At 50.0% G+C, this 11371-nt stretch carries 15 protein-coding genes; 6 read left to right on the top strand and 9 right to left on the bottom strand.

All coding sequences use genetic code 11. The features are described 5' to 3' along the window. Positions 1-217: 217 nt before the first annotated feature. The 8 genes from RIG61_11980 to RIG61_11945 all read right to left on the bottom strand — a co-directional run bounded on the left by RIG61_11980 (position 218) and on the right by RIG61_11945 (position 6157). Entirely contained in the window at positions 218-901 is a 684-nt protein-coding gene (locus RIG61_11980; GenBank protein ID MEQ9619875.1) for a hypothetical protein, read from the bottom strand. Between the two features lie 384 nt (positions 902-1285). Continuing rightward, entirely contained in the window at positions 1286-1570 is a 285-nt protein-coding gene (locus RIG61_11975; protein ID MEQ9619874.1) for a hypothetical protein, read from the bottom strand. Positions 1571-1881: 311 nt separating this feature from the next. After that, the gene (locus RIG61_11970; GenBank protein ID MEQ9619873.1) at positions 1882-2130 is read right to left on the bottom strand and encodes a hypothetical protein; all 249 of its coding nucleotides are present in this window, start codon (positions 2128-2130) and stop codon (positions 1882-1884) included. A gap of 47 nt (positions 2131-2177) precedes the next feature. Then, a complete protein-coding gene (locus tag RIG61_11965) occupies positions 2178-2942 on the bottom strand; it encodes a hypothetical protein (protein MEQ9619872.1) in 765 nt (254 codons plus the stop codon). Continuing rightward, complete coding sequence (locus RIG61_11960) at positions 2857-3960, bottom strand: hypothetical protein (GenBank protein ID MEQ9619871.1); 1104 nt, start codon at positions 3958-3960, stop codon at positions 2857-2859. The genes RIG61_11965 and RIG61_11960 overlap by 86 nt, the downstream gene beginning before the upstream one ends. A gap of 362 nt (positions 3961-4322) precedes the next feature. Then, positions 4323-4760 carry a hypothetical protein gene (locus RIG61_11955; protein ID MEQ9619870.1) on the bottom strand — a complete coding sequence of 146 codons (438 nt, stop codon included), beginning with the start codon at positions 4758-4760 and terminating at the stop codon, positions 4323-4325. Between the two features lie 578 nt (positions 4761-5338). Then, positions 5339-5614: a hypothetical protein gene (locus tag RIG61_11950; protein ID MEQ9619869.1), complete on the bottom strand. Its 276-nt coding sequence runs from the start codon at positions 5612-5614 to the stop codon at positions 5339-5341. 135 nt (positions 5615-5749) lie between these two features. Next, the gene (locus RIG61_11945; GenBank protein MEQ9619868.1) at positions 5750-6157 is read right to left on the bottom strand and encodes a hypothetical protein; all 408 of its coding nucleotides are present in this window, start codon (positions 6155-6157) and stop codon (positions 5750-5752) included. Between the two features lie 494 nt (positions 6158-6651). Here RIG61_11945 and RIG61_11940 point away from each other — a divergent pair, with 494 nt between their 5' ends. The 6 genes from RIG61_11940 (at position 6652) to RIG61_11915 (ending at position 10368) form a co-directional block, all read left to right on the top strand. Then, a complete protein-coding gene (locus RIG61_11940; GenBank protein MEQ9619867.1) occupies positions 6652-7299 on the top strand; it encodes a S24 family peptidase in 648 nt (215 codons plus the stop codon). 37 nt (positions 7300-7336) lie between these two features. After that, complete coding sequence (locus RIG61_11935; GenBank protein ID MEQ9619866.1) at positions 7337-7957, top strand: hypothetical protein; 621 nt, start codon at positions 7337-7339, stop codon at positions 7955-7957. A 360-nt stretch (positions 7958-8317) separates the two neighbouring features. After that, on the top strand, positions 8318-8752 hold the full coding sequence (locus tag RIG61_11930) for a GFA family protein (GenBank protein ID MEQ9619865.1): 435 nt from the start codon (positions 8318-8320) through the stop codon (positions 8750-8752). Positions 8753-8765: 13 nt separating this feature from the next. Next, positions 8766-9200 (top strand): GFA family protein, encoded by a 435-nt coding sequence (locus RIG61_11925; GenBank protein MEQ9619864.1) that lies wholly within the window; start codon positions 8766-8768, stop codon positions 9198-9200. A gap of 121 nt (positions 9201-9321) precedes the next feature. Then, on the top strand, positions 9322-9495 hold the full coding sequence (locus RIG61_11920) for a hypothetical protein (GenBank protein MEQ9619863.1): 174 nt from the start codon (positions 9322-9324) through the stop codon (positions 9493-9495). 267 nt (positions 9496-9762) lie between these two features. Next, positions 9763-10368 carry a hypothetical protein gene (locus RIG61_11915; protein MEQ9619862.1) on the top strand — a complete coding sequence of 202 codons (606 nt, stop codon included), beginning with the start codon at positions 9763-9765 and terminating at the stop codon, positions 10366-10368. Positions 10369-10447: 79 nt separating this feature from the next. Here the strand turns inward: RIG61_11915 and RIG61_11910 are convergent, their stop codons facing one another. Beyond that, positions 10448-11137 carry a carboxymuconolactone decarboxylase family protein gene (locus RIG61_11910; protein MEQ9619861.1) on the bottom strand — a complete coding sequence of 230 codons (690 nt, stop codon included), beginning with the start codon at positions 11135-11137 and terminating at the stop codon, positions 10448-10450. Positions 11138-11371: the final 234 nt, after the last annotated feature.

The raw sequence follows: 11371 nt of genomic DNA, 5'->3' as shown, positions 1-11371 counted from the left end.
AAAATCTTTTTGGGGCTGAGGTTGTATTAAAAGATTTTAGCCGAGATAATCTGTTCTTAGACAAATTTCGTGCAGTCGTCGTCTTTTCAGAAAACACACTATGTGTGTGCTTCTTTTCATCAAGGAAAAGAAGAATTTATTCTAAGGGGAAAATGTTCTCCCCAACTCCTACGCCCCACCTGTACCGTTCGTTCCCATTCCTTATCAAACCATCCCATCACTCCCCCTCCGGAATATCGACCGACTTAATATGCCGGATGTCCCCTGCAGAAAGGCCGTAGAACGCGGCGAGCCTGTCGACCGTCTCGCTGCTGTATTTGATGGAATATAGGTCCTCCACCTCTATGCTGTACCTGAACGCCAGTTTGCTCACGGCGCTCCTCTCCGTCTTCTTCGGCAGGTTGGGTATGTTTGCCGCTAGCGGCTCCCCGTTCCTTTGCCGCTTCTCTATATTTTGCATGAGCCTCATGAGCGCGAAATAGTTCGTCCCCTCATGCACAGTCCTCATGCTCCAGAGAGTTCCGTACCTCCCGCTCTCCGTAAACGACACCGCAAAGGCGCATGTGTGCCGTTTTACGGGAGTGCCGCCACTCTTTCCCTGGCTCGCAGAATCAACTCCGGCTCTATTATTTTCAGGAGTATTTCCTCGCTCGAAACTACTTTCGTGACCGTGTTCTTCAGCCCCACTCAAACTGTTTCTTCCTTCACCCCGGTCGGTAAAATACCCCGCGCCTTTCTCATGCAGCGCCGTGTTTACCACCTCGTCCTCTTTTGCCTGCAATGCCGGCCTGTTCTCAATTTCATACGGGTTATTCCTGCAGCAGAGGTCGTGCGTGCCCTCCGAGTAAATCAGCTCGGCGCTGCACATCGGGCAGCGCAGATGACCGAATCCCTCTTCCATATCATCCTCTCCCCACACAATGTGTGTTTTTACGATTTCTGCCCTTCTCTTTTGACAAACTCAACCGACTTATTAACCCCCTGATTCCGAAAATGAGCACATACTATGTGCCGGAATCTGCGCCCATATTCGATTTCTTATTTATTGGTTTACGGAAACAGACCAATCAATAAAAAGTCCCCCAATTTATTCATTGCAATAGCGGCATTAGAAACGTCTCTAGAAAACCCCACCATGCTCAGGGCGCAACTCTACCGCTTGCGGGACGCACTTCCCCCCGCTGAATTCACTCTACAGAAACGTTTATTGTGGGGGCAAAACGGAATCGGTTGACGGGGGGTACACGCTCCCCGTCACGGGGTTTGGTCTAACCCCGCATGCCCGTCAGTGCCCCTTGGCCCGTCCGGACTTGTTGTCCCAGGGCAGGTTTACCTCTTTCGGCGGCTTGCTCGCGGAACCCGCCGCCAGCCTCTCAAAATTCACTTTGGGCACATCGAACCTTCTGCCGCTCTCTTTTTTGGGAAAGTGAAGGATAATATCCCGGTCATATTTCTTATTCCGGGCATGGTATATTTCATACCTTTCATCCTCGAACAGAAGTCCGATAATCCTGAATGTAATTCCCAAACGCTCATGATAATAATTTGGTCTCGTCGTCTTGCCTTTCATTTCTATCCACGGCTCCTTGCGGATATCCTGAGGGAGCCGAAAACCGCCTGTGGCATGATTCATAGCACCGGCGCGTCGTCTCCCCCCGCTATCTGCGGTCTGATAATACGTTTCAGTAACGTTCAACGGCTGAAAATCACATTCCGGATTAGCAGAAAAAAACCCCGCCAATTTAATATTATACCTTACTATTGCCCAATTATCTCCTAACTTATCCCTTTTAGCGCCGGAGTTCACTGCTATTGTCCCATTTAAACCAATTAAAAGCCGGTCCGGACAGGGTAAAAACAGTCAATACTTCATGTGCGGCCTTAACAGCGCTTGCCTGAGGCGGAAAGGGCCTGCGTCAAGTGCGCCAGCACCTCCCTCTCCCTGCTTCGGCCCGCTGCCAGACCCGCTCTTCCGTCGTTCCCGGCACAGCGCGTCCGGGGAGATTTTCTGAGAAATCCCTCCAGCACCTTTAACATTTCACACAGCGTATAGCTCTCGCCCATCTCGATGAGAGCCTGGCCGGAATCCCAGTAATCCTTCCTGTAATCGATCAGCCTTTTGTCCGTCATTTACATACCTCTCTCAATTCTCCGTCCGAAGCTGCCAGGCGAGTCGCTCAGCGTCCGTCCGCGAACAGCCCCTTTTCGCGGTTACGCTTCCTGATTTCGGCCAGAATCGCGTCGGCCCCGGTCGTCCTTTCGGCCTCCTCCCTTTTGAATTTCTCTATACGGCTCCTTATCAGCCTTCTGTTTTTCTTCGACCACTCCTCGTACACCGGAGGCTCGTACTCAGGAATTACGCGCCTCTCCTCCGAAGCGAGCTTCTCCCGGCAGAGCCTCATGCGCCTCCAGTCGAAAATAATATCCCGGCTGAAGCTCACCTTGCAGTACTCCTCGTTCCCCTCTACGCCGAAGCACGCCTTCCAGTATTCGTACATCACCGAAAACCCTTCCTCTGAGTCCTTGAACTCCTGCCGCCAGTACTGAAAGCTCTGACGGTAGAAAGGGGATTCCTTGGCGAATCCCGTGGATATATATTTTTCCGAGTATCCGCATTTGGCGAGATAATCAGTGCACCTCTCCCAGAAATTCGAGAACACCCTGGCCAGATAGAGCCTCTCCTGCGCGCGCTTCAGTATGTAGTACACATATCTGAATCCTTCGAGGAAACGCTCGAGCGTCCTCTGCCCCTTGTCGGACGGGAAGAACTCCCTCTCGCCCGGGCGGATATAATCGGCATACGGGTCCACCTCCTCGTAGAGCGCGAAAAGGGCCTTCAAGGCGCCCTCAGGGTTCTTACCCCGTTCTGCGCTTTCGAGAAACGCGAGGGCTTCCCTGAGAAGCCTTTTGCTCCTTGGCTTTATGTCCGGGTGCGCCGTCAAGCGCTCCCGCGGCGCGCCCCCCGATTTCTGTCCCGCCGCGGGACGCGCGCTCGATACCCCTGAGCTCTTCATAGACTCTTTTAATTTGTTTCGAGGCATTTTCTCCCTCCCTGATCTTTTCTCTGAAACTAAGCCGGACACTCTCTCCGGCGGACTTTTCTTCCCCGTCCCGAAAATCCCCTTCCGTTTGTTCCGCGTATATCTTTCTCAGGTGATAATCCACGGACTGCGCCTGGCCGGCCAGCATGCATATATCGGGCGGCTTGTGCATCCAGCCGAATACGCCGCCTTCGAGCTGGGAGGCCAGCATGAAAAGCGCCCCTTCAGTCGCCCTCCCGTATATCTCCTCAGGAGACGCTTGCGGATTAAGCTCCCTCAGCCTGTGAAAATAGGTTTGGGCCGATTTGTACTCCCTTCCCCCCGTGAGCACGGGCTGTCCCGCCGCCTCCTCGTATATCTCCCCGAAAATCTCGTTATACCATCTGACGGCGCAGTAGGGGTCCTTCCATTTTTTCTCCTCCTCCCCGCCTGCGACCCTTCCGTCATTCACAGCCGCTCCCCCTGTGGACGTCTTCTTTTTACTCTCTTGTCTAGTATTTAAATCTTCTCTAGTATTTGGGGGGAAGAAACCTTCAGTGACGTAGGGGAGGTTTTCTTCCCCCTCGGTGGGGGAAGTTTTTCGCACGGCGGCCTTGAGCTTCTCTACGAGAGGCGCAAGGCTAAAGACCACGCCCTTCGTCCTGCCGTTACCGGCTACGTGCACCTCTCGCTTTAGAAACCCCTTCTTCTCAAGCCTGGACAGCGTGCTCCGTATCGACCTCTCCGAGACGCCGTTCACCTCCGACAGATGCCTGTAAGGGTTCACCGAGCGGCAGTACAGGTAATAATCAACATAGTCGAGCAATATGACATATTCTTTGCTGGTCAATCCAAGCTCGGACCTTTTCAGTCTCAATGCCCTCGGCACCCGCATAAACCCTTTCTCCGTAAGTAAGCTATCCCAAATCTCTCTGCTCATCGTTCCGCACTCAGCTCCCTGGCAATCCCGCATTTTAGCCCGTCCCACCCTTCGACAAGCTCAGGATGAACGGGCTTTTCTCAGCCGTCATTCTGAATCTCGTCTGTTGCCTTTTCCTTTTCCGACATCACAGAATTGGCGTGAAGAAAATCGCTTGTTATGGCGTAAAAATCTTTTAGGGGCTGCGGTAGTATTAAAAGATTTTAGACTTAATAAGCGATTTTTAGACATATTCTGTGCAGTCTTGATTTTTGTTTCTTTTTATCAAGAAAAAGAAAATATCGTTATCCACTGATTCTTTTAAATCCCTCTTATTTTGGTTATGGTCCTGTACCGTTTCCATCCCATACCAAACCATCCCCCTAATCTCTCCACCTCTTGAGCGTCCTCAGAAACTCCCGCTCGAGCATTACGGCGTCCCTCATCAAATCCTCCGGGCCCATAGCTCTCCCGCTGTAGTTCCTCGACACTATATCCAGCAGCGCGAGCAGCCTCTCCTCCCGGTCGCTCTCCCAGGAGGTCTCGTTCCTCCGCCGCGGGGTCTTGAACGGAAGGTCGTCCTTCGGAGCCTGCCATCTGGAGAGCACGTTTATCGCGTGCACCCAGGTCCCGCTCGAGCCTTTCGTGTACTTGTACTCGACGAAATCACCCGGGAGCGGTATCTCGAACGTCCCTTCCCGCTTTTCGGGCTTGGGGAAGGAGAACCACCCGTCCCTGCCCTCTATCTTGAAACCGGTCTCCGCGACCCTGGCCACCCTCCCCGTCCCTATCGCGCGTTTGTCATTTCCGTTCTGCAGCATAGAGTCCTCCGACCCAGAATCTGGGCTCACACACAATGTGTGCTCATATACGATTTCTAAGTAACCCCTCCACAAATGCTTAACTTTTATTCCCTAATCCGCCCGTCCTGAGCGCACACATAGTGTGCAGTCGAAGGATGTAATTAAAATGCGAGCTCATTTACGATTTCTCCTTTACTCCCCGACCTTAACCCAGCTCTGTCATTGCGAGCGCAGTGAAACGAAGCGCGGCAATCCCGTCTTTATACTCCAATCCCTTTATTCCTGTGTACTGAAACAACCCCATCATTAACCCACCGACCCGGACCCATGAACCCTACCCCCCATACCTTATATATATGACGTCCCGGCTCTCCGGCGATTCCGGGGAGACCGGAGGCCGGAGAGTAGCCGGGACAGTCCCTGTAGGAGTGCGGCCCCGGCTTCCCGCGTAAGAAGTATGGAGGAACGATTGCGAGCAACGATTATGTGCGAAGGATCGGACACCCTGCGTGAACCGCAGACAAGTCCCTCGTCCATTGCGCAAGAGTCACATAAATAGTGCCGCGGGAAAGCCGGAGCGGTTGAATATGCCGACGTCATCTCTTCGTGAACTCCATATATTTATTATTCCAGCGGGAGGCGGGCGCTGGGTCCCTGAGCTCATCGAGCACCTGCTCGTACACGCGCCTATAGCCCTCGATCTCCCTACGCATTTCCCTGCATTCCGTGTATTCCCCGGCCCGGGCGCGCGCGTTTACGGTCACTTCACCCGCGTCCGCCCTTTCAAACGCCCTCCCCATATGCCACGTCATGTACAAAAACCCGAACGTGAGAACCGCATAACTCAGATACTTGATCGCCGAATACTTCATGTCCTGCCTCCTCGCACACACACTGTGTGCTCTATGATTTCTTCTTAACTCTTATCCATGCTCCTTCAATCTCCCCCCATCCTGACCTCCCCCTCCCAGGGGGAGGATTAAGGTGGGGGTTTAACACTCTCCCCATCACGCACCTTTCTTCACCCTGTTTTCCTCCCGGCGTCCGGTTCCCCGCCCGCTCTGGCCCGTTTTATCCAGAAGCCTCCAGAAGCCGTTCCGCTTGAGCCCCGTCACCACGTCGGGGTGCGCCTCCTTCATCCTGAGCGTCTCTATCAGCTCCACAGGGTTGAGCCCGTCCTCCGCCAGATACCCCGAAAACGTCTGACCCCTTTTCTTTAATTCCTTCTCGAAACGGAGCAGATTCAGATACCCGTACTTCCTCAGCGCGTCCTCTACGGGCCTGCTCTTTGCCCCGTCCACGTAAATCACCATCTTTGTCGAAGCCGGGCTCACCCCGTGTGATGAAGCGAAATTCTCTATGCTTCCCCATTCCCCTATTATCTGCTGTGTTGTGATGTATTCTATTCTGCCCATCAGTATCCATTTGCTCCTTTGTTTCCTTAGCTACGACGACCAATTCCTCGCCTGCTCGAAATTGTTACTCTATTTTCCCCATGTACCAATTTGCTCCTTTAACTTTTAATATTCCTTCCGACCGTGTCATATCACTCCCTCTTCCGCGTCATTGCGAGGCTCCGAAGGAGCCGCGGCAATCTCCCCTTTATGATTGAATGCCTTTATGGAAAATCCCCCTTAATCCCCCTTTTCCAAAGGGGGAAAATTGCTCTCGTCGACCAATCTAACTCTGTCACCCGGACTTTGTCTGTCATATCAATTTATCCCTTCTCAACCTTCCAGCATCTGTTTACCGAACATTGACCATTTGTTCACCAAAACTCCACCGCTCTTGCAATTTCCAATTTTGTGTATTAATATTGCTATTGTCATATTGTTTATGTATATTATATTCACAGAATTGGGAATTTGTCAACATATAAATTTGCAAAATTGTGAATTAGGGGGTAAAAGTGGATCACAATAATGAGATTGGAAAGAGGATTAAGCTCGTGAGGGAGGCGCTCGACCTGACGCAGGAGGAATTCGGTAAGGGGATAGGGAAGTCGCTCAATACCATACTCAGCTGGGAGGCGGGGAGGACGCGCCCGCCTGACCACTTCATGAAGGTCATCGAGAAGATATACAACATCAGCCCGAGGTGGCTCCGCAGGGGCCAGGGGGATATGTTCATGCCGGACATCTCGTCCATAATGGGCGGGGGCGGCGATCTGGTGGAGATAAATATATGGGAGCTCGCGGGGGCGGGTAATCCGCTAGTCTCGCCCGAGGCGGAGCCTATAGAGAAGGTGGCCCTGCCATCCAAGCTCGTGAGAAACTATACGAACGGCTTCCGCGTGGAGGGGGACAGCATGTACCCAACCATAGTGAACGGGGCGTACGTGGGGTTCGACCCGAACGACAAGAAGGTCGTGAGTAACGGCATATATTGCCTGAACCTTCCCTATGAGGGGTACGTGGTGAAGCGCCTTGAGATAAAACCCAACGAGATCATCGTCAAGAGCGACAACCAAATGGTCGAGGACTATTCCGTACCGATAAACGACATGGACCGGAACCTCATAGTCGGCCGCGTCAGATGGATTTTCCAGAATGTGTGAGGGGGGTTAAAGTAAAAATATTGTATAAGAGGATACAATGTCCAAAGACAATCTATTAGGCCAACCGAGCATCCCACCTACTCTAAAACTTTTTGAACCTTCTATTCTAGTAGGAGAGAATATTGAAAGCCAGCTCTTTGTAATCGCAAAAGAACATGACGAGTTAGCTTCTCATGATATTGACAGAGATGACGTTGAGAAAACGCGAAAGGAAATGAAACATTCAATTATAGCAATAGTGATGAGTTTTACAGCGTTAGAAGCTTTATCCAATAATCTATTCAAAATTCTTACTGGCAAAAATTTCAAGTCGAAAAAATTTAAGAAATTCGACAGAAACAAACGAGGACTTATTGGAAAATGGGAAGAGTTAGCAGAATTAGCCTTCCGAACAAATAGCCCAAATAAAGAATTTATTTTAACAGAAGATTTTTCTAGACTCTTAATCAAGATAAAAAACTTGAGACATGCAATTATACATTATAAACCCAGGGTTGAAAGCCCTGACGTACTAAAGAAATTTCCTGACAATTCCCCTCTATATACAGAATTAGAACAATTTAATTCAAATGAAGCTAGAAAAGCAGTTGAAACGGTTAGAGAATTTTTAGATAACTTTGAAAAAAATACAGGATATAAAGTACCGAAGTTAGATTAAGTCAATTCCCAAATACTCTATAGTTATCATTGCTAGCCAGCAATAGCCACGACTACAAAGAAGAAAGAGAGATCGCCGCGGCTACACTCGTAGCCTCGCGATGACGGGTGCGGTGTATCACTACGAGTAGAGGGTGGAGATCCTGAGCTTAAACATAAATTACGATAAGATGTTCAATACTCAACCAAAAGGTTGATAGTCATTGATTGTATAAAACATTATTGTTATAGAACCCAAAGACAACACACACGATATAATATATTCGTGTGAATATATGTACATTAATTGGTATTTGCTAATATAAACGTTCTTAGTAAGATAACTAATAGACAAGACTAGCGACGCATACGGAGGCGGGAGATGAGCGGAGAGAATACATACACGGGCAGCTGTTTTTGCGGGGCGGTGGAATTAACATTAGTCGGCGAGCCAATCACGATGGGCTACTGCCACTTCGGGTCGTGCCGCCATTGGTCGGCGAGCCCGGTCAGCACCTATACACTCTGGAGTCCCGAGTCTATGAAGATTACGAAAGGCGCTGATAACATAAGCACTTATATCAAAACTCAAAACAGCTTTCTCAAATGGTGCAAGACCTGCGGAGGGCACTTATTCACCGAGCATCCCGCATTCGGATTTATCGATGTGAATGCGGACATCATTCCGGACCTTCCGTTCAAGCCCGAAGCGCACCTGAACTATCAGGAGACTGTGCTGCCCATTAAAGACGGCGTGCCTAAATTGAAGGACATGCCTAAGGAAGCCGGCGGTTCGGGAGACATTATACCGGAGTAGAAGAGCGGTCGAGATGAGCGAGAATAATACATACAAGGGTAGTTGTTTTTGCGGAGCGGTGGAATTAACTGTAACCGGCGAGCCATTCTCTATGGGCTACTGCCACTGCGAGTCGTGCCGCCACTGGTCGGCGAGCCCGGTCAACGCCTATACGCTCTGGAGCCCTGATTCGGTGAAGATTACGAAAGGCGCTGATAACATAGGCTCTTACAGCAAAAACCCTACCAGCATACGCAAGTGGTGCAAGACCTGCGGCGGCCACATACTCACCGAGATTCCTACACTGGGTCTTACGGATGTTTATGCTGCCATTATACCGGATTTTCCGTTCAAACCCTTAGCACACGTGCACTATCAGGAGACGGTGCTACGAATTAAAGACGGCTTGCCCAAGTTGAAGGACCTGCCGCAGCGAACCGGTGGCTCGGGTGAAACTATACCGGAGTAGCTAAGCGGGTCCAAAGCGGGCTCGCGAGGAGGGAAGAGGGATGCCACACTTCCCCTTGCAATTTTCACCTGCTGCACCTAACCTATTTATATATACAAAATCCAAATGGAGGGTAACTACGATGCAGATTAATTTGACTGCGGAAGAAGCAGAAATGCTGAGTGAAGTCCTCACAAGCTACCTCTCCGACCTGAGATTTGAAATAGCGGACACTGACAGCAGTTTTTTCCGCGAGGGTTTGAAGGAAAGAGAGGTATTTCTCAAGAGGGTAATCGAGGACCTGGGGAAGCATTAATTTCGAACATTCCGCTCGGCCAACATTTCGACCTATCTCCTTCATCCTTCGATAGTTCGACAGGCTCCTACTAGGATGAGCGGGTTTTAAAGACAAACCGCACTTGTTTTGACTATGGCGCCATAATACCCGAACTTTATTCGCCTAATTATCTTTTTCTCAACAATTAAATCTCCCACGATTCCTTCCCGCAATATATAGGTATAATTTTAAGGCTGCCTGACATCGCCGAACGCACACGGGCAGCCCGAAAAAGGAGAAACACAGGTGAAAAAATCAATTGCGCTCGCCGCGCTCACGCTCATTATTATTTGTCACGCCGTCCCCCCGGCATACACGCAAAAGAAGGACACGCACAACTTCCGTAAAACCCGATGGGGCATGTCCGTCGCAGAGGTCAAGCTCACCGAGGAAGGGAAGCCCATCAACGAAGGCCCTCTCCCGCCCTACGATCTGGCCGTCTCATACGCCGGGACTTTCGAAGGCTCTAACACCGAGACCGGATATCTGTTCAACGCGGACAAGCTCGTACTCGCCGGGTACGCGTTCACGGACAGGCATTCAGACAACAACCTCTATATCAAAGACTATGAGAGAATCAAAGGCGTGCTGACAAAGAAATACGGCATTCCGGCACAGGACGAGGAAATCTGGAGCGATGAGACATACAAGGACAAGCCGGAAGAATACGGCAAGGCCGCCGCGCTCGGACAGCTGGTGCTCCAGTCCTCATGGAGGACGCCCGAAACCGATATATTCCTTACGCTTCAGGGGCGCGATAACGATATCAGCCTGTCCGCCCTCTATTACAGCACCGAGCTGAATTCGCTCGTAATCGAAAGAAAGATCCGGCAGGAAGCGGAGGGATTCTAGTTTTCAGGGAGACGCCGCAAATCCATATCAGGATTCACATTTAAACGCGGCTTGCCATAATGTAAGCCTTACGCTTGGATTAACTACCGGCTCCATTCGTAAACTTGTCAGCCGTTTCCATTGCTATATTAGCATGCGACTTACAGGCGCTCGCGTTCATGACCATTGCAATATTGATTGCCTCCGTAATCTCCTCTTTAGTTACACCCTCCTGGAGTCCGTCTCTTATACAGCTCCTGATGCACCAGGGACATTTGGCTAAAATTGCGCAAGCCAGTCCCATTAACCCCTTCTTGAGCTTTTTAGGCAAGTGTCCGTCCTCGTAGACTATGTTGTTGAAAGCAGAAAACTTATTGTACATTTCACCGCTTACTTTATGAAAATCCTGTATCTGCGGGGTTATGTTCTTGCTAATAAAATAGCCTTTGAAAACACTTCCTTTACTCTTCATCAGATCATAATTCTCAAACGCTATACTGCTGAAGGCATAGGGCTGCCCGATTGCGAGCCTCATCGCAATGTATACCGATTCCGCAATTTCCTCATCCGTAGCACCATGTTCCTTTGCCAGTCTTGTTCTTGATTTTATACAATCGGAACATTCTGTAATATGGGCACAGGCTACCGCAATTAATTGCTTGTCTTTTACAGTGATTAATCCTTCTTTAAAAACCTCATCATGATAGCCGGTCCACGCATCATTTAACTCCGGGACAAGGGATTCAAACTTACTCATATACTGATCGACATCGTCTATTTTTGTGCTCATTTTCACACTCCTTTTTGAATTTTTATACATTATATTAATAATGAGCAAGATGTATAGTGCTCTACGAGAAGGGGGGATTTGAAAAAGAGGGCATCCTTCGACCCGGCTCAGGATGTACGAATCATGACCCCCATCCTAACCTTCCCCACTGAAAGGGGGAAGGAAATTGAAAAGATAAAATCCTTCGATAGTTCGACAGGCTCAGGATGAGCGGGTTTACAGCGGGTTCACGAT

The organism is Deltaproteobacteria bacterium (genome assembly GCA_040223695.1).
Classification (GTDB): domain Bacteria; phylum Desulfobacterota_D; class UBA1144; order Nemesobacterales; family UBA2774; genus JAVKFU01.
Note: the sequence above shows the minus strand (reverse complement) of the source record. Positions and strands in the feature narration are given on the sequence as shown.

Coding starts and splice junctions, on each gene's coding strand:
- RIG61_11980 (MEQ9619875.1), bottom strand. CDS start 901: ATGGAAGAGGGATTCGGTCATCTGCGCTGCCCGATGTGCAGCGCCGAG.
- RIG61_11975 (MEQ9619874.1), bottom strand. CDS start 1,570: ATGAAAGGCAAGACGACGAGACCAAATTATTATCATGAGCGTTTGGGA.
- RIG61_11970 (MEQ9619873.1), bottom strand. CDS start 2,130: ATGACGGACAAAAGGCTGATCGATTACAGGAAGGATTACTGGGATTCC.
- RIG61_11960 (MEQ9619871.1), bottom strand. CDS start 3,960: ATGAGCAGAGAGATTTGGGATAGCTTACTTACGGAGAAAGGGTTTATG.
- RIG61_11955 (MEQ9619870.1), bottom strand. CDS start 4,760: ATGCTGCAGAACGGAAATGACAAACGCGCGATAGGGACGGGGAGGGTG.
- RIG61_11950 (MEQ9619869.1), bottom strand. CDS start 5,614: ATGAAGTATTCGGCGATCAAGTATCTGAGTTATGCGGTTCTCACGTTC.
- RIG61_11945 (MEQ9619868.1), bottom strand. CDS start 6,157: ATGGGCAGAATAGAATACATCACAACACAGCAGATAATAGGGGAATGG.
- RIG61_11935 (MEQ9619866.1), top strand. CDS start 7,337: ATGTCCAAAGACAATCTATTAGGCCAACCGAGCATCCCACCTACTCTA.
- RIG61_11930 (MEQ9619865.1), top strand. CDS start 8,318: ATGAGCGGAGAGAATACATACACGGGCAGCTGTTTTTGCGGGGCGGTG.
- RIG61_11925 (MEQ9619864.1), top strand. CDS start 8,766: ATGAGCGAGAATAATACATACAAGGGTAGTTGTTTTTGCGGAGCGGTG.
- RIG61_11920 (MEQ9619863.1), top strand. CDS start 9,322: ATGCAGATTAATTTGACTGCGGAAGAAGCAGAAATGCTGAGTGAAGTC.
- RIG61_11910 (MEQ9619861.1), bottom strand. CDS start 11,137: ATGAGCACAAAAATAGACGATGTCGATCAGTATATGAGTAAGTTTGAA.